At 71.9% G+C, this 17,522-nt stretch carries 13 protein-coding genes; 10 read left to right on the top strand and 3 right to left on the bottom strand.

Annotated features, from left to right (window positions below):
• The first annotated feature begins 29 nt into the window (after positions 1-29).
• The 3 genes from AC3RJ7_RS14960 (at position 30) to AC3RJ7_RS14950 (ending at position 2,141) form a co-directional block, all read left to right on the top strand.
• Positions 30-935, top strand: coding sequence for a serine hydrolase (locus AC3RJ7_RS14960; RefSeq protein WP_491456641.1), 906 nt, complete (start codon positions 30-32; stop codon positions 933-935).
• 143 nt (positions 936-1,078) lie between these two features.
• On the top strand, positions 1,079-1,855 hold the full coding sequence (locus AC3RJ7_RS14955) for a hypothetical protein (protein ID WP_491456640.1): 777 nt from the start codon (positions 1,079-1,081) through the stop codon (positions 1,853-1,855).
• Between the two features lies 1 nt (position 1,856).
• On the top strand, positions 1,857-2,141 hold the full coding sequence (locus tag AC3RJ7_RS14950) for a hypothetical protein (protein WP_491456639.1): 285 nt from the start codon (positions 1,857-1,859) through the stop codon (positions 2,139-2,141).
• 30 nt (positions 2,142-2,171) lie between these two features.
• Here the strand turns inward: AC3RJ7_RS14950 and AC3RJ7_RS14945 are convergent, their stop codons facing one another.
• Both AC3RJ7_RS14945 and AC3RJ7_RS14940 read right to left on the bottom strand, forming a co-directional pair.
• A complete protein-coding gene (locus AC3RJ7_RS14945; protein ID WP_491456638.1) occupies positions 2,172-3,701 on the bottom strand; it encodes an alpha/beta hydrolase in 1,530 nt (509 codons plus the stop codon).
• A gap of 72 nt (positions 3,702-3,773) precedes the next feature.
• Positions 3,774-4,181, bottom strand: a complete 408-nt coding sequence (locus AC3RJ7_RS14940; protein WP_491456637.1) for an NUDIX domain-containing protein — start codon at positions 4,179-4,181, stop codon at positions 3,774-3,776.
• 92 nt (positions 4,182-4,273) lie between these two features.
• Between AC3RJ7_RS14940 and AC3RJ7_RS14935 the strand changes: the two genes are divergently transcribed.
• The gene (locus AC3RJ7_RS14935; protein WP_491425146.1) at positions 4,274-5,659 is read left to right on the top strand and encodes a glycine--tRNA ligase; all 1,386 of its coding nucleotides are present in this window, start codon (positions 4,274-4,276) and stop codon (positions 5,657-5,659) included.
• A 6-nt stretch (positions 5,660-5,665) separates the two neighbouring features.
• The gene (locus AC3RJ7_RS14930) at positions 5,666-6,388 is read left to right on the top strand and encodes a GNAT family N-acetyltransferase (protein ID WP_491456636.1); all 723 of its coding nucleotides are present in this window, start codon (positions 5,666-5,668) and stop codon (positions 6,386-6,388) included.
• Between the two features lie 242 nt (positions 6,389-6,630).
• On the opposite strand, the gene AC3RJ7_RS14925 is transcribed toward AC3RJ7_RS14930, so the two are convergent.
• On the bottom strand, positions 6,631-7,668 hold the full coding sequence (locus AC3RJ7_RS14925; RefSeq protein ID WP_491456635.1) for a LacI family DNA-binding transcriptional regulator: 1,038 nt from the start codon (positions 7,666-7,668) through the stop codon (positions 6,631-6,633).
• Positions 7,669-7,886: 218 nt separating this feature from the next.
• Between AC3RJ7_RS14925 and AC3RJ7_RS14920 the strand changes: the two genes are divergently transcribed.
• From AC3RJ7_RS14920 to AC3RJ7_RS14900, 5 genes are all read left to right on the top strand, one after another.
• Positions 7,887-9,173: an ABC transporter substrate-binding protein gene (locus AC3RJ7_RS14920; RefSeq protein ID WP_491456634.1), complete on the top strand. Its 1,287-nt coding sequence runs from the start codon at positions 7,887-7,889 to the stop codon at positions 9,171-9,173.
• A 94-nt stretch (positions 9,174-9,267) separates the two neighbouring features.
• Entirely contained in the window at positions 9,268-10,269 is a 1,002-nt protein-coding gene (locus tag AC3RJ7_RS14915) for a carbohydrate ABC transporter permease (RefSeq protein ID WP_491456633.1), read from the top strand.
• On the top strand, positions 10,266-11,180 hold the full coding sequence (locus AC3RJ7_RS14910) for a carbohydrate ABC transporter permease (RefSeq protein ID WP_491456632.1): 915 nt from the start codon (positions 10,266-10,268) through the stop codon (positions 11,178-11,180). The genes AC3RJ7_RS14915 and AC3RJ7_RS14910 overlap by 4 nt, the downstream gene beginning before the upstream one ends.
• Complete coding sequence (locus AC3RJ7_RS14905) at positions 11,177-12,949, top strand: glycoside hydrolase family 35 protein (RefSeq protein ID WP_491456631.1); 1,773 nt, start codon at positions 11,177-11,179, stop codon at positions 12,947-12,949. Before AC3RJ7_RS14910 ends, AC3RJ7_RS14905 begins: the two co-directional genes overlap by 4 nt.
• 61 nt (positions 12,950-13,010) lie before the next feature.
• On the top strand, positions 13,011-17,375 hold the full coding sequence (locus AC3RJ7_RS14900; RefSeq protein ID WP_491456630.1) for an endo-alpha-N-acetylgalactosaminidase family protein: 4,365 nt from the start codon (positions 13,011-13,013) through the stop codon (positions 17,373-17,375).
• Positions 17,376-17,522 lie beyond the last annotated feature (147 nt).

Raw genomic sequence — 17,522 nt, 5'->3', positions numbered from 1 at the left:
CGTCCGAGGAAGAGCGTGCAAGCACCGTGGTGACGTCGTCGCAGGGATCCGAGCGACGAGCACGTCATGCCGATCTGCGCAAGGGCAAGCATCGCACCGAGGAGCCGAACGAGAACTTCGCCCGCGGCTTCGCCGCGCTCGGAGAGCTCGCGCTCGCCGGGGTGCAGGTGTCGGCGCGAGCGACCGACCTCGCGACCGGCAAGGTGCTCTTCTCCGTCGACGACCACGTCGTGATGCCGACGGCGTCGATCGGCAAGGTGCTGCTGCTCGTCGAGGTCGCCTCTCGCCTCGTCGGGGCGAGCGCCGAGACGTTCACCGTGCTCGACCGCGCTCCGCGCGACGCGGCGGGCGACTCGGGCATCTGGCAGCACCTGCAGTCGCCGTCGCTGCCGATCGCCGACCTCGCCGCGCTCGTCGGTGCGACGAGCGACAACCTCGCGACGAACGTGCTCATCCGGCACATCGGGCTCGAGGCGGTGCGCGCGCGCACCGAGACGCTCGGCCTCACCCGCACGGCCCTGCTCGACCTCGTGCGCGACCACCGCGGGCCCGACGACGCCCCGCAGCTCTCGATCGGCTCGGCGAAGGAGCTCACCTGGCTCTTCGCGTCGCTCGCCAGGGGCGAGATCGTCTCGCCCGAGGTGTCGCAGCGCGTCGTCGGCTGGCTGTCGCTCAACGCCGACCTCTCGATGGTCGCCTCGGCGTTCGGCCTCGACCCGCTGTCGCACCGCACGCCCGACCACGGCGTGCTGCTCATGAACAAGACCGGCACCGACGGCGGCGTGCGCAGCGAGGTCGGCGTGCTGCGCGGGCCGCGCGCGAGCGTCGCCTACGCGGTGTCGATGTACTACGCCGACACGATGCTCTCGTCGCGCCTCGCGGTGCTCGACGGCATGCGCCAGGTCGGCATGGACCTGCTCGAGTTCGTGCACTGACGCCGGGGTCGCCGCCTCCCCGCCAACCGGAGGATCGAGTCCGAATCGTGATGGCGACGTGATGGTAAAGGCTCTTTCGTCACGTAGAGTCGTCGCAGTCCGCCCACCGGGCGGTCGCCGTGACCCGAACGAAAGCAACGACGTTGTCCCTCATCACCTCGCGTGTGCGCCTCGCTGCGCTCGCCGCCGCCGCCGGCCTCCTGCTCGTCGGCCTCACCGCCTCGCCCGCCTCCGCCGAGGAGCTGCCCGACCAGCCCGACACGTCGGTGAGCGTTCCGGCCGAGGAGTCCGAGCCGACGCCCGACGAGACCGCCCCGACGCCCGAGGTGGCCGACCCGGCGTCCGATGAGACCGAGTCGGCCCCCGGCGGAGACGAGCCGACGGCCGAGGCGCCCGCGCCCGCCGAGGAGCCGGACCTGGTCATCGAGGTCGAGAACACGACCTTCCCCGAGGGCGACTGGCTCGACGGCATCCACGTGACGGGGTCGGGCTTCGTGCCCGGCATCGAGGCGGGTGTGAGCATTCGTGCGGGCGAGGGCACGCTCACGTCGCAGCTCGTCGAGGTCGCGCCCGACGGCACGATCGACGTCGTCATCGTGCCCGTCGACTCCGTGAAGGCCGACACGCCCGACCGTCCGAAGCTCATGGTGCAGGGATCGCAGATGCTCGAGGACTACTCGGTGTTCTACTCGAACGAGGTGCAGCTGACGATCACCTCGTCCGCGGTCCCCGCGCCGCCGGCCGAGGAGCCGGCACCCGAGCAGCCCGCCGCCCCGGCCGACGAGGAGGCCGCCGCCGGCGAGCCGGTCGAGCTCGCCGAGACGGGCTTCGACGCGGTCGGTTCGGCGCTCGTCGCGCTCGTGCTCGTCGCGGCGGGCGGGCTCGCGCTCGCGCGCCGTCGGGTCGAGTCGACCCGCTGACGTGAGCGGCCCGGCGGCGTCGGCCGGCGCGGTGGTCCGGGTGTACCGGGCCGCTGATCGCGCGGATGTCGACCGGCTGCTCGCCGAGGCGTTCTCGGGACCGCAGCCCGACGGGTCGCCAGCGGCGTCGCCGCCCGTGGAGGTCGTGCTCAACACGGCCCTGCTCGAGCTCGGCATCGACCCGCCCGAGCCGGCGTGGGGGGCGTACTTCCAAGCGGTGCGGCTCGGCGACGCCGCCGCACCGGCCGGCGCATTCCGCTACGCGGCTCCGTTCGCCGGACTCTGACCGGTCTCGACCGCAGTCGGCCCGCCGGCGCTACTCGACCACCGGTGGGGCCGCCTCACCGCGGGCGCCGTCGGCGACCTGCCGGATGCCCGTGAGCACGGCGTCCACGGTCTCCGTCGCACCGAGCACGCGGAAGTGCCCGGCGACCGGAACCTGCACGTTGGTCGCCCCCTCGAGCGCGCTGCCCTCGGGCACGTGCGGGTCGAACGGCCCGAACACGGAGACGATCCGCGAGTTCACCGAGACGCCGTCGGCGAGCTCGACGATGATCGGATCGTCGGGGTCGAACTCGCGCAGGGCCCGGTCGAACATGAAGCGCGAGAAGATCGAACCGCCGAACGGCGTCGCGATCGCGACCATGCCGAGCAGGCCGAGCGACGCGGCTTCGTCGCCGAGCAGCATGCGCTTCGCGACGAGGCCGCCCTTCGAGTGGGCGACGAGCACCTGGCCGGCTTCGGGGATCGACACGCGCGCGAGCGCGCGGGTGACACGGGCGGCCGTCTCGGGGATGTCGAGCAGGTTCGCGCCGAGGCCGTGCACGACGCGGATGCGATGACCGCGTGCGTTGAGCTCGTCGCCGAGCAGGCGCAGGAACGACCAGTGCTCGTACACGCCCGGCAGCAGCACGATCGTCGGGAGCGCCGCGTCGCCGCGCGACCACTTCGCCGGCACCCGCCACGCGCCGAGCACCGCGAGCTGGCGCCACCCCGCATACAGGTAGTCGAGCGCCCACCAGCGGATCATCTTCAGCAGCGGCGGTCGTGGGCGACGGGCGGGCATGATCGCGGACCCGTCGTCGGGACCCGCGAAGCGACCGACCGGCTCACCGCGGGCGTGCCCCGCGATGAGGCGCGCGACCCGGGTTCCGGCCGTGATCATCGTCTCGTGACCCCGGCCGGGCACCTCCGCGTACCGCCCGTGCTGCACGAGCTTCGCCACGCGCTCGGCCCACTCCCGCGGGACGAGGCGATCGTGCTCGCCCCGGATGACGAGCGTCTGCGCGGCGACGTTCGGCAGCGTGAGCTCCATCCGGTGATCCATGATCGGCGGCAGGCTCTCGAGGTACCAGCCGACGCCGGCCTTCGCGTACGAGACGACGCCCAGGCCGAGCACCTTCGGCTGGGTGAGCGAGAGGTCCTGCAGCAGGCGCACCGCCTGCTGGCGCGAGGTGCGCTCCCGCGGATTGACGGTCGGCCCGATGAGCACGACGCGGTCGAAGAGCTCGGGATGCCGGGCAGCGGCCTCGGCGACGGCCTGGGCCCCCGAGCTGTGGCCGACGAGCACGGGGTCGGCGATGCCCTCGGCCCGCACGAGCTCGGCGAGCAGGTCGCCGGCTTCGCCCATCGTGGGCGGCTCGGCGGGCTGCGGCGCGTCGCCGAACCCGGGCAGGTCGAGGGCGTAGACGGTGCCGGTGCGGCCGAGCTCGGTCGCGACATCCGACCAGTACTCGTGGGCCATGCCGATGCCGTGCACGAGCACGTAACCGGGGCCGTCGGCGCGACCGCTGCGGGTGATTCGCGTCACACGGCCACCGCTGCGGAACTCGCGAGTCGACGCCATGCGTCGAAGTCTATGGGCGCGCGGGGTCTCGATACGGCGCTGGCGCGCCTGATCGACCGCCGGTCGATCGCGTCAGTCGATGAGGCCCGTCGCGGCGAGCCGGGCGAGCACCTCGCGCCCGGCGGGCGGGCAGCGGTCGGCGTCGGCCGTGGTCACCCAGTGCAGGCTGCCGACCTCCGCGGAGGGCGCCGGCCAGGCATCCGTGTCGGTCTGGAAGACGCGCATGCGCACGAGTCGGCCGTCGGGCTCGCCGTGGGCCTGCGTCACGACCTCGAACAGCTCGTCGAGCGAGGCGGGGTCGAGCTCGAGGGCCACCTCCTCGAACGCCTCGCGGGCCGCGGCCTCGGCGGCCGTCTCGCCCGCGTCGATCTTGCCGCCGGGCATGTAGTAGACCTCGCGGTCGCGCGCCGTGACCATGAGCACGCGGCGGTCGCGGACGAGCGCGATCGCCGAGACGAGGAGGTCGGGCAGCTGGGGCATCCGTTCAAGCCTAGAGTGCCGTCGCCCGTAGGATGGTGGCACCGCCGGGCTGTCCGCCCGAGATCTCCACCCCCTCGACCATTGGAGCCACCGTGGCCGCACCCAGCCGTCTCGAATCCGTCATCGCCCTCGCCCAGCACCGGGGCTTCGTCTTCCAGGCCGGCGAGATCTACGGCGGTTCGCGCTCAGCATGGGACTACGGCCCCCTCGGCGTCGAGCTCAAGGAGAACATCAAGCGCCAGTGGTGGCGGTACATGGTCACCCGCCGCGACGACGTCGTGGGCCTCGACTCGAGCGTCATCCTGCCGAAGCAGGTGTGGGTCGCGTCGGGCCACGTGGGCGTCTTCACCGACCCGCTCGTCGAGTGCCTGCACTGCCACAAGCGCTTCCGCGAGGACCACCTGCTCGAGGCGTACGAGGAGAAGAAGGGCCGCGCCCCCGAGAACGGCATGGGCGACATCGCCTGCCCGAACTGCGGCACCCGCGGCGAGTGGACCCCGCCCCGCGACTTCAACATGATGCTGCAGACCTACCTCGGCCCGGTGCAGGACGAGAGCGGCCTGCACTACTTGCGCCCCGAGACCGCGCAGGGCATCTTCACGAACTTCGCCAACGTGCTGCAGGCCGCGCGCATGAAGCCGCCGTTCGGCATCGGCCAGATCGGCAAGTCGTTCCGCAACGAGATCACGCCCGGCAACTTCATCTTCCGCACGCGCGAGTTCGAGCAGATGGAGCTCGAGTTCTTCGTCGAGCCCGGCACCGACGACGAGTGGTTCCAGTTCTGGCTCGACTACCGCTGGAACTGGTACGTCGACCTCGGCGTCGACCCCGAGAACCTGCGCCTCTTCGAGCACCCGAAGGAGAAGCTCAGCCACTACTCGAAGCGCACGGTCGACATCGAGTACCGCTTCGGCTTCACGGGCGGCGAGTGGGGCGAGCTCGAGGGCGTCGCGAACCGCACCGACTTCGACCTCTCGACGCACTCCGAGCACTCCGGCAAGGAGCTCAGCTACTTCGACCAGTCGAAGAACGAGCGCTGGATCCCCTACGTGATCGAGCCCGCGGCGGGCCTCACCCGCTCGCTCATGGCCTTCCTCGTCGACGCGTACCACGTCGAGGAGGTGCCGAACGCGAAGGGCGGCACCGACACCCGCACCGTGCTGAAGCTCGACCCGCGCCTCGCGCCGGTCAAGGCCGCCGTGCTGCCGCTCAGCCGCAACGAGAAGCTCTCGCCGCTCGCGCGCGAGGTCGCGGCGTCGCTGCGCCAGCACTGGAACGTCGACTTCGACGACGCAGGCGCGATCGGCCGGCGCTACCGCCGCCAGGACGAGATCGGCACCCCGTTCTGCATCACGGTCGACTTCGACTCGCTCGACGACGACGCCGTGACGGTGCGCGACCGCGACACCATGGAGCAGCAGCGCGTGCCGCTCGCCGAGCTCGAGGGCTTCCTCGCGGCGCGGCTCATCGGGGCGTAGGGCGCGGTGGCGGCCACGGCGCGTCCCGTCGACGGCGCGACCGCGCCGGGCGACGCCGAACCGGGCGCGACCGCCGCGTCCGAGTCCGAAGCGGCGTTCCCGTTCGACATCGCGTCGATCGAGGCCGCGCCGCCGCGCACCGATCGCCTGACGCTGCGCCCGATCTCGCCGGGCGACAGCGACGACATCTGGGAGTACCAGCGCCTGCCCGAGGTGCTCCGCTACATCCCGTGGCCCGTGCGCTCCCGCGAGGACGCGCACGTGCACACGCTCAAGCGCGCCGGCATGCGCGTGCTCGCCGCCGACGGCGACGCGACCCACTTCGCGATGGTGCTGCACGGCGAGCCGTCGGTCGGCGTGCCCGCCGCGACCGGCGCCGCCGACGAGGCATCCGCCCCACGTGACCGGGTGGTGGGCGACGTGATGCTGCGGGTCGGCAGCATCGACAGCGCTCAGCTCGAGATCGGCTGGGTGCTGCACCCCGCGTTCCAAGGACGCGGGCTCGCGCACGAGGCGGCCGCCGAGGTGCTGCGCTTCGCGTTCGAGGTCATCGGCGCGCATCGCGTGTTCGCCCACCTCGACATCCGCAACACCGCCTCGGCCGCCCTCTGCCGTCGGCTCGGCATGCGGCTCGAGGGCACGATGCTCGAGGAGATCCTCGAGGACGACGGCTGGCAGGACTCGGAGCTCTACGCGATCCTGCGGCGTGAATGGATGTCGCGGGGCTGACGTCGCGCCCGATGCTCCACCCGCTTCACCCGCTTCACCCGCTCCACCCGCGTCGGCCAGGTCGCATGCGCGGGTCGGCCGCTCCGGCCGCGCTCGGCACAGGCGATTTCCCGCGACACGCCGTGGACGCCGCGCTCCGCGCGGCGCGCCGCGCGAAAGTGCCTGTGATCCGAACGGCGCATGGCATCCGGGCGCGGGTGGGGCACGGAACAGCGCGCGCGGCGAGGGCCCGGCCGAGTCCTTCAGCCCGCGTGCGGCGCCGTGCTCGACCGGATCACGAGTTGCGCGGCGACCTCGGTCGACGCCGGCGGCGCGCTCGGGTCGTCGATGCGGCGCAGCAGGTGCTCGACCGCGAGCGCGGCGATGTCGCCGAAGGGCTGGGCGACGGTCGTGAGCGCCGGACTGCAGTACGCGGCGAGGGCGATGTCGTCGACGCCCACGACCGACAGGTCTTCGGGCACCCGCCGGCCGAGCTCGTGCAGGGCGCGGATCACCCCGAACGCCATCTCGTCGCTCGCGACGAAGACCGCCGTCGCCTCGGGGATGCGGCCGAGCAGGAGGCCGGCCTGGTAGCCCGACTCGGGCGACCAGTCGCCGTGCAGGAGCGGCGGCACCTCGCGGCCCGCCGCTTCGAGCGCGGCGCGCCAGCCGGCCGCGCGGCCGGTCGAGTCGAGCCACTCGTCGGGGCCGGCGACGTGCCAGACGGTCGGGTGGCCGAGCCCGAGCAGGTGCTCGGTCGCGAGGCGGCCGACCTCGAACTGGTCGATCGCGACGACCTCGCTCGACATCGTGCGCGAGCCGTCGATCGTCACCGTCGGGATGCGTCGGGCGATCGTCTCGACCTCGTCGGTGCCCGTCGGCACGGGCACGACGAGCACGATCCCCTCGACCGACTGCCGGTCGAGACGCGTCATGGCCGCGGCGATCGCGGCGGGGTCGGGCGAGCTCGCGGTCGAGATGTTGACCGCATAGCCCGCGCGTCGGGCCGCGGACTCGACGCCGTGCGTCACGGCCGCGCCCGAGTAGTCGACGGTCGGCAGCACGACGACGCCGATCGTGCGGGTGCGACCCGACGAGAGCGAGCGGGCGGCGTTGTTCATGCGGTAGCCGAGCTCGTCGACCGAGGCGAGCACCCGGTCGCGCGTGGCCCGCTGCACGTTGGGGTGGCCGCTCAGCACGCGCGACACCGTCTGCGCCGAGACACCGGCGTGGGCGGCGACGTCGGCCATGCTCGGCGTGCGCGTGCGACCGTTCGCGTCGAGTCGCCGGGTCGTGCTCATCTGATGCCCCTTCGCCAGGCCAGCCCCCATGCTAGCGAAAACATGCTATCTCGAAGACTGGGTCATCTGTCCCTCTCATTCGTCAGGAATCCGTGCTTGTTATCGATAACAACATGTGGCACCATCATGAGCACGCCTCGCGGCACCCCGCACCCGAGACCCGCGCGGCCAGGTTCGTTGCACGACGCATTCCGAGCTCATTCAAAGGAGAGGCAGCAGTGAAGAAGACAGTCATGCGCACGGTGGGCATCACCGGCGCAATCGGCATCGGCCTGGCGCTCGCCGGCTGCGCCGGTACCGCCCAGCCCGAGCAGTCGGGCCCCGCCGAGGTCACGTTCTGGGGCTGGGCCCCGGGCTACGCCGACGCCGTCGACGCGTTCAACGCGTCGCAGGACGACGTCGTCGTGAAGTACGAAGAGGTCGCGCCGGGCGCCAAGGGCGGCTACGACAAGATGCTCAACGCCGTGACGGCCGGCAACGCCCCGTGCCTCGCGCAGGTCGGCTACGAGACCCTCACGAGCTTCGCGGCGCAGGGCGCCCTCGAAGACGTCTCCGAGTTCGCGGCCGAGAGCGAAGGCGAGTTCTCGCCGGCGAGCTGGTCGGCGGTCGCGATCGGCGACGCGGTCTACGGCGCGCCGGTCGACCAGGGCCCGATGGCGCTGTTCTACAACAAGGAGGTGTTCGACGAACTGGGCATCGCCGTGCCGACCACGTGGGCCGAATACCAGGCGGCGGGCGAGAAGCTCAAGGCCGCCGGCAAGTCGCTCTCGGCGAGCTACCTCAACTACGACTACGCCGGCTTCGACTGGCAGGCCGAGGCGCCGTGGTTCTCGGTCGACGGCGACAGCTGGAAGGTCTCGATCGACTCGCCCGAGGGGCAGAAGGTCGCCGACTACTGGCAGGGCCTCACCGACGCCGGCCTCATCAGCCAGGCCCCCATGTGGGACCAGTCCTGGTACACCGGCCTCGGCGACGGCTCGATCGCGACGCACGTCGGCGCCGTCTGGATCGCGGGCGTCCTGAAGGGCAGCGCCCCCGACGGCGCGGGCAAGTGGGCCGTCGCCCCGATGCCGCAGTGGGAGGCCGGCGAGAACAAGGTCGGCAACGTCGGCGGCTCGGCCACGGCCGTGCTGAAGGGCTGCGAGAACCCCGAGGCCGCATGGGCGTTCGCGCACGCGATGAGCACCGACCCCGACATCTACACGGGCCTCATCGAGGCTGCCGCGCTCTACCCCGCGGCGACCGACCTGCTCGACCTGCCGGCCCTCACCGAGCCCGACCCGTACTTCGGCGACCAGGTCATCTTCGACGTCTTCGCCGAGGCCTCGCCGAACGTCACCACCGGCTGGACCTGGGGCCCGAACATGCCCGAGACCGTCGGCTTCCTCGACGACGGGCTGGGCAAGGCCTGGTCGAAGCAGGGCACCTTCGCCGACGCGCTGACGAGCACCCAGCAGCAGACCGTCGACGCCCTCGAGGCCCAGGGCCTCTCCGTCTCGGAGTAGCCCTCGAGACCCGGACCGGGGCGGGCGAGGATCCAGCCCCGGTCCGCACCACCGCACGCCCCACCGGAACCACGAGAACCCCACGCAGGACGACATGCTCACCTCATCGACCCGGGCGGTCACCACCGCCGACGCCGAGCGCCGCGGGCGCACGGGCGGCCCCGGGCTCTCCGGGCCCGACGCGCCCGCCCCCGGGGGCCGCACCCGGCGCCGCCGCGGCGGCAACTGGCGCATCCCGCTCCTCTTCCTGCTGCCCTTCGGCGTGCTGTTCGTCGCGATGTACCTCGTGCCGATCGCCTTCGCGTTCGTGCAGAGCCTGTTCACGCTCGAGCGCTCGGGCCTCGGGCTCGAGGCGCCGACCCTCGAGTTCACGCCGCTCGCGAACTACGCGCGACTGCTCGGCGACACCGAGTTCATCGCCTCGCTCGGCCGAGTCGCCCTGTTCGGTCTCGTGCAGGTGCCGATCATGCTCGGCCTCGCGCTCGTGCTGGCGCTCCTGCTCGACTCGCGCTCCGCGCGCGGCGAGGGCTTCTTCCGCCTCGCGGCCTTCCTGCCCTACGCCGTGCCGGGCGTCATCGCGGCCGTCATGTGGTCGTTCCTCTACTCGCCGGTGACGAGCCCGATCAACACGCTGCTCGAGCGGGTCGTCGGTACCGGCATCCCCTTCTTCGCCCCCGAGATCGTGCTGTGGGCGGTCGCCAACATCGTGACCTGGGGCTGGACGGGCTACAACATGCTCATCATCTACTCGTCGCTGCAGACGATCCCCGCCGAGACGATCGAGGCGGCGCGCCTCGACGGCGCGGGCGCGTTCCGCATCGCGTGGAGCGTCAAGATCCCGATGGTCCGTCCGGCGCTCGTGCTCACCGCCGTCTTCTCGATCATCGGCTCGGCCCAGCTCTACAACGAGCCCAAGGTGCTGCAGACCATCTCGGGCGGCGCGATCAGCAACACCTTCACCCCGCTGATGGCCGCCCAGGCGCAGGTCACCGCGCAGAACTACCCGTACGCGGCCGCGCAGTCGGTCGTGCTCGCCCTCCTCGTCGGCGTGCTCTCGTTCGCCTTCTTCAAGCTCACGAATCGAGGCGACCGATGAGCGCCCCCACGCTGGTGTCGGCCGAGCGACCGCCCCGTTCCGACCGTCCGGATGCCTCGGGCCCGCGCCGTTCGCGGCGCGAAGCCGACCTCGCGAGCCGCCTGGGCGTGTTCGCCCTGCTCGGCCTCTCGGCCGTCTACTTCATCCTGCCGATCTGGTGGCTCGTCGTCGCCTCGACGAAGCCCGCGGGGCACCAGTTCTCGGAGCCGGGCCTCTGGTTCGACGGCTTCGGGCTGTTCGACAACATCGCGCTCGTCTTCGCCGAGTCCGACGGCATCTTCGGCCGCTGGATGCTCAACAGCGTCTTCTACGCGGGCACGTCGGCGCTCGTCGGCACCCTGTTGTCGGCCATGGCCGGTTACGCGCTCGCGAAGTACGAGTTCCGCGGCCGCGGCGTCGTGTTCGGCGTCATCCTCGCCGCCGTGCTCATCCCCAAGGTGATGTTCACGCTGCCGCTGTTCCTGCTGTTCAACCAGGTGGGCCTGCTCAACAACCCGCTCGCGGTGCTGCTGCCGAGCGTGGTGAGCCCGTTCGGCGTGTACCTCGCACGGGTGTTCGCGGCCCAGTCGGTGCCCGACGAGCTCATCGAGGCGGGCCGCCTCGACGGCGCGGGGGAGTTCCGCATCTTCTTCTCGATCGGCATGCGCATCATGTCGCCCGCGCTCGTCACGATCTTCCTCTTCCAGTTCGTCGAGGTCTGGAACAACTTCCTGCTGCCGCTCATGGTGCTCAACGACAGCTCCCTGCAGCCCGTGACCGTCGGTCTCGTCGGCTGGGCGGGCAGCAACGGCCAGGTGCCCGCGGGCACGGTCGTCGTGGCCGCGCTGCTCTCGGTCGTGCCGCTCATCATCGCCTTCCTCGGCCTGCAGCGCTTCTGGCGCGCCGGCCTGACCGCGGGGGCCGTGAAGTGACCGACACGCAGCAGCGCGCCGCGACCGCGGTGCTCACGTTCGAGGCGGGCGCCTTCCTGCGCGACGGCCGCCCGCACCGCGTCCTCTCCGGGTCGCTGCACTACTTCCGGGTGCACCCGGCGCAGTGGCGCGACCGCCTCGAGCGCCTGGTCGCGCTCGGCCTCAACACGGTCGACACCTACGTCGCGTGGAACTTCCACGAGCGCCGTCGCGGCGAGGTCGACTTCGCCGGCTGGCGCGACCTCGAGCGCTTCCTCGCGCTCGCCGCAGAGGTCGGCCTCGACGCGATCGTGCGGCCCGGACCGTACATCTGCGCCGAGTGGGACAACGGCGGCTTCCCCGCGTGGCTCTCGGGCACCCCGGGCCTGCGCCTGCGATCGAGCGACCCCGGCTACCTCGCAGCGGTCGACGCGTGGTTCGACGAGCTGCTGCCGCGGCTCGTGCCGCTGCAGGCGAGCCACGGCGGGCCGATCGTGGCGGTGCAGCTCGAGAACGAGTTCGGCAGCTACGGCGACGACGCCGACTACCTCGCCTGGCTGCACGACCGGCTCGTCGCCGGCGGCGTCACCGAGCTGATCTACACGGCCGACGGGCCGACCGAGCTCATGCAGGACGGCGGGAGCGTGCCGGGCGTCGTCGCGACCGCGACCTTCGGCTCGCGCGCCGCGCAGGCCGCCTCGATGCTGCGCGAGCGGCGCGCGGGCGAGCCGTTCATGTGCGCCGAGCTCTGGAACGGCTGGTTCGACCACTGGGGCGATCCGCACCACGTGCGCACCCCAGAGGGGGCGGCGGGCGTCGTCGCCGACATCATCGCCGAGGGCGGCTCGCTGAGCCTGTACATGGCGCACGGCGGCACCAACTTCGGGCTCTGGTCGGGTGCCAACCACGACGGGGTCAGGCTGCAGCCGACGCAGACGAGCTACGACTCGCACGCACCGATCGCCGAGAACGGCGCGGTCACCGAGAAGTTCCGTCGCATTCGCGACGTACTGCGGGATGCCTCGGGGCAGACGCCGCCCGAGGCATCCCCGACCCCGCCCGTGCTGCCGGCAGCGACGCTGCCCGTACGCCCCGGGCGCAACCTGCTCGACGTCGCGCGCGGCGCCGGTGCGGCGGTGCGCGCGGCGCACCCGCCGACGTTCGAGGAGCTCGGGCTCGATGCCGGCCTCGTGCTCTACGAGGCGCGGCCGGTCGTGCCGAAGGGCGGGGCGCTGCTCACGATCCGGGGACTGCGCGACCGCGCGCTCGTCTTCGTCGACGGCGAGCGGGTCGCCGTGCTCGACGCCGAGCAGGCGGCCGCGGGCGTGCGCCTCGAGCGCGAGGGGCCCGTCGTGCTCGAGCTCCTCGTCGAGAACCAGGGCCGCATCAACTACGGACCGCTGCTCGGCGAGGGCAAGGGCATCCTCGGCGGCGTGCAGCTCGACCGGCGGCTCGTGCAGCGCTGGACGGCGCGCGCTCTGCCCCTCGACGAGTGGGGCGAGCGCGAGCTCGCGGGGCTCGCCACGGCGACCCTCGCCGTCGACGAGCCCGCCGACGCGTTCCTCGCCTTCCCGGGCTTCGGCAAGGGGTTCGTGTGGGTGAACGGGTTCCTGCTCGGCCGGTACTGGGAGATCGGCCCGCAGCGCACGTACTACGTGCCCGCGCCGCTGCTGCAGGCCGGCGAGAACATGATCGCCGTGCTCGAGCTCGAGCGCCTCGGCGACGTCATCGAGCTGCGCGAACGCGCCGAGCTCGGACCCGAACAGGAGTACATCGAGACCTTCGACTGAACTGCGCCGTCGGCGCAGGTCGATGTGGACGCGTCGACACGACGCGGGAATGGAGACGAAGATGCCTTCATCACGACCCCCGGGGCGCCTCTGGCGGATCGGGCTGGGGTGCGCCATCGCGGGCGGCGTGATCGCCCCGCTCGGCGCGATGCCGGTGCATGCGGCCCCCATCGTGCCCGACGGGTTCGCGGTCGCCGCCGCGGGCAGCACGTTCGCGCTGCAGAGCCGCGACCTCGCCGTGACGGCGTCGGCGGGCTTCCCGCAGGTCGTCGCGTACACCGACCGCGACTCGGGCGCGACGATGCGCGGCAACGACACGGCCATCTCGTCGATCACGATCAACGGCAAGGCCGAGCCGGTCGAGGTCGCCTCGCGCGTCGACGACGACGCGGTCGAGTACGTGCTCACGCCGACCGCGCTCGCCGGCGTCTCGATCGAGGCGCGGCTCTCGGTGAAGCACAACGTCGTGACGATCGAGGTCACGAAGATCACCGACCCCGACGGAATCGTGAAGACCTTGCAGATCCCGGATCACCGGCTCGTGACGGTCTCCTCCGACGAGGCGGGCGCGGCGGTCGCGGCGGCGAACCTCTCGGTCGACCGCGGGGCGTCGGGCGACGTCTTCCTCCCTGTGACGGCCGAGACCCCGCTCGACGCCGCGCCGAAGGGCTCGAACGCGATCATCGCGAACACGGGCGAGCTGGCGGCGGCGTTCGCGACGAACGCCCTCTACGACACGTCGTCGGGGCCGAGCTCGAAGGACTCGGGCAACTTCTGGCGCCAGGCGGTCGCCGCCGGCGACGGCGTCGAGGTCGGCATCGCGAGCGGGCCGTGGCTCTACCGGGCCCAGGGCCAGGCCGGCACCGAGGAGCTGCCGTGGGTCAAGGTCGCCATCACGCCCGACGCCAACGGCGACGACGTGGTCGACTGGCAGGACGGCGCGATCGCGATGCGCGACATCCGCATCGCCCCCTACAAGGGCGACCAGACGCCCGAGAACGTCATCACCCACATCCCCTTCAACTTCGCCTCGCAGGCGACGCACCCCTTCCTCCGCACCCTCGACGACGTGAAGCGCATCGCGCTCAACACCGACGGGCTCGGCCAGGTCGCCATGCTCAAGGGCTACACGAGCGAGGGCCACGACTCGGCGAACACCGACTACGGCGACAACTTCAACGAGCGCGCCGGCGGCCTCGACGAGCTGAACGCGGCCGTGAAGGCGGGCGAGAAGTGGAACGCCTCGTTCGGCGTCCACATGAACGCCACCGAGATCTACCCCGAGGCCAACTCGTTCAGCGACGAGATCGCGAACGAGAACTCGAAGGGCTGGAACTGGCTCGACCAGTCGTACTACATCGACCAGCGCTACGACCGCGCCTCGGGCGAGCTCGACGAGCGCATCGGCGAGCTCGCCGAGGCGACCGACGACAACCTCGACTTCGCGTACATCGACGTCTACTACGAGCACGGCTGGCTCGCGCAGTCGCTGCAGGACTCGCTCGTGAAGCACGGCTTCCGCGTCGGCTCGGAGTGGGCCGACAAGCTCGCCGAGAACAACACGTGGTCGCACTGGGCGAACGACGAGAACTACGGCGGCTCGTCGAACAAGGGCGTGAACTCCCAGATCCTGCGGTTCGTGAACAACACGCAGGCCGACGTGTGGAACCCGCACCCCCTGCTCGGCACGAGCCACATCGTCGAGTTCGAGGGCTGGACGGGCCAGAACGACTTCCCGGCCTTCCTCGAGAACGTGTGGACCGCCAACGTTCCCGCGAAGTTCCTGCAGCACCACGAGATCACCCGCTGGAGCTCCGATCGCATCGACCTCGAGGACGGCGTGAGCGTCACCGGCACGAAGGCCGCGGACCGCGTCATCACGGTCGACGGCGCCGAGGTGCTGCGCGGCGGCACCTACCTGCTGCCGTGGTCGTCGAAGGCCGGCGATGCCGCCGACAAGCTCTACCATTACAACCCGGCGGGCGGGCAGACCACCTGGCAGCTGACGGCTGAATTCGCGGATGCCTCGTCGCTGCAGCTCTTCGCCCTCGGCGACGCGGGCCGTGAGAAGGTCGCCGACCTGCCCGTCGTCGACGGTGCGGTGACCATCGACGCCGAGGCGGGGCAGGCCTATGTGCTCGTCGCCGGCGAGAAGGCGACCGGCGCGACGACGCTGCCCGAGAAGGTCTCGTTCGGCCAGGGCACCCCGGTGAAGGACCCCGGCTTCAACGCGACCGACCTCGACGGGTGGAACCCGACCGGCGCGGCGACGATCGAACGCGACGACCGCGGACGGCGGGCCGCCGTGCTCGGCGCCGGCGAGTCGTCGATCAGCCAGCGGCTCGGCGAGCTCGCCGCAGGCACCTACGCGGTGTCGGCCGACCTCGGCATCGCCGACGGAGCCGCACGCGAGACGACCGTCTCGGTCGACGTGCCCGGCGGCGACGCCGTCGCGAACACGGTCGAGCGCTCGACCGTGCGCAACACGGTCGCCGCCGACGAGTGGAACGGCACGAACCTCCAGCGCATCCGCACCTACATCACCGTCCCCGAGGACGGCGTGCGCCCGACCCTCACGATCGCGGTCGCCGACGGCGACGCGGAGGTGCGGGTCGACAACGTCCGCGTGGTCGCGACCGACGACCCGACGGCCGGCGCCGGCGAGGGCGAGCGCGTCCTCGTCGACGAGGACTTCGAGGCCGTCGACCAGGGCTGGGGCCCGTTCTTCAAGGGCGACTCGGGCGGCACGACCGACCCGCGCACGCACATCGCCAAGCGCAACGAGCCGTACACGCAGCAGGGCTGGAACGGCCGCAAGTTCGACATGGTGCTCGGCGGCGACTACTCGCTCATGGCGCACGAGGAGAACCGCGGGCTCGTCTACCGCACGTCCGAGTACACCGTGCCGTTCGAGGCGGGCCACCGGTACCGGGTGACGTTCGACCACCAGAGCGGCGTCGCCGGGGCGTACTCCTTCGTCTCGGGCGTCGACCAGGTCGTCGGCGACGCGTCGAAGCCGATCGAGCTCACCTCGACCCCGTTCGGCGAGCAGCTGTCGACGGCCGAGTTCTCGTTCGAGTTCGACGCCGCCGCGTGCGGCACGCCGTACGTCGGTGTGCGTCGCAACGCCGTCGGCGGCACGGGCGCCGACCTCATCGTCGACGACGTGCGCATCGTGGACCTCGGCGAGAGCACCGAGGCCGCCGCGTGCGCCAAGCTCGACGTCGTCGGGCCGTCGGGTCTCGTGCCTGGCGAGGCGAACGCGTTCACGACCTCGTTCACCAACCACGAGGCCGAGGCCGCGACGGCGGTGTCGACCTCCATCGAGGTTCCCGGCGGTTGGACCGCCACGGCCTCGAGCGCGGCGGAGTTCGCCTCCGTCGCCCCGGGCGCCACGGTCAAGACCACGTGGCGCGTGACGGCCCCCGCCGACCTCGAGCCCGGACGCTACCCGATCTCGGCGACGGCGGGTTACGCGGTCGCCGACGGCGAGCGCACGGTCGAGGCATCCACGAGCGTGCCGACCCTGCCCGCCGGACTGATCCCGCAGTCGCGCCTGTCCATCGCGGGCGTGAGCGACGCCGAGCCCGGCACGGGCGACGGCAGCGCCGGCGCCGCGATCGACGGGAACCCGTCGACGATGTGGCACTCGGCCTGGTCGCAGGTCAACCCCGACACGCCGTACCCGCACTGGATCGCGCTCGACCTCGGCGACACCTACACGGTCGACGGGTTCGACTACCAGGTGCGTCGCGGCAACGGGGCGATCAAGGACTACGAGCTCTACCTCTCGAGCGACGGCACGAACTGGGGCAGCCCGGTCAAGAAGGGGTCGTTCGCGTCGACGACCGAGGTGCAGCACCTCGCGCTGACGGCGACGAGCGCGCGCTACGTGAAGCTCGTGGGCCTGAACGCCGTCAACGGTGCGGCGTTCGCCGGCGCCGGTGAGATCAACGTGTGGGGCACGCGCCAGGCGGCGCCGACCCCGCTGCCGAAGGAGGGCATGTCGATCGCCGACGTCGACTCCGAGGAGATCGAGGGCGAGGACGGCGCCGCCGCCAACGCCATCGACGGCGACACCGCGACCTACTGGCACACCCAGTGGCTCGGCGCATCGCCCGAGTTCCCGCACCACCTCGCGGTCGACCTCGGCGAGGCGAACGAGCTGCGCGGCATCTCGATCCAGCAGCGGCCGGGCACCGAGCCCAACGGCCGCATCAAGGAGTACGAGGTGTACGTGAGCGCCGACGGCGAGACCTGGGGCGACCCGGTCGCGTCGGGCGCGCTGGCCGCGACGGGCGGCGCGCAGTCCGTCATGTTCGGCGAGTCGGCCGCCGGCCGGTACGTGAAGGTCGTCGCGCTCAGCTCGCACAACGGCCAACCGTGGGCGGCCATCGGCGAACTGGAGTTCTTCGGCGCCGAATGATGAGCCGGCGCAGGGGCGGTCGAGCGACCGCCCCTGCGTCCACCGGCACGAACGCCCCCGCGATCCTCACCGCGGGGGCGTTCGTTCGTCGCGATCTCCGGGTGGGCACTGATTCGGCGGGCGGCCTGGCCGACGACACTGGATGAG

The organism is Agromyces solani (assembly GCF_058349925.1).
This window is presented reverse-complemented; position numbering and strand designations above follow the sequence as displayed.

What these genes read in the sequence shown, in the direction of transcription:
- AC3RJ7_RS14910 (WP_491456632.1), top strand. Translation starts at nt 10,266, where the DNA reads ATGAGCGCCCCCACGCTGGTGTCGGCCGAGCGACCGCCCCGTTCCGAC.
- AC3RJ7_RS14945 (WP_491456638.1), bottom strand. Translation starts at nt 3,701, where the DNA reads ATGGCGTCGACTCGCGAGTTCCGCAGCGGTGGCCGTGTGACGCGAATC.
- AC3RJ7_RS14940 (WP_491456637.1), bottom strand. Translation starts at nt 4,181, where the DNA reads ATGCCCCAGCTGCCCGACCTCCTCGTCTCGGCGATCGCGCTCGTCCGC.
- AC3RJ7_RS14900 (WP_491456630.1), top strand. Translation starts at nt 13,011, where the DNA reads ATGCCTTCATCACGACCCCCGGGGCGCCTCTGGCGGATCGGGCTGGGG.
- AC3RJ7_RS14915 (WP_491456633.1), top strand. Translation starts at nt 9,268, where the DNA reads ATGCTCACCTCATCGACCCGGGCGGTCACCACCGCCGACGCCGAGCGC.
- AC3RJ7_RS14925 (WP_491456635.1), bottom strand. Translation starts at nt 7,668, where the DNA reads ATGAGCACGACCCGGCGACTCGACGCGAACGGTCGCACGCGCACGCCG.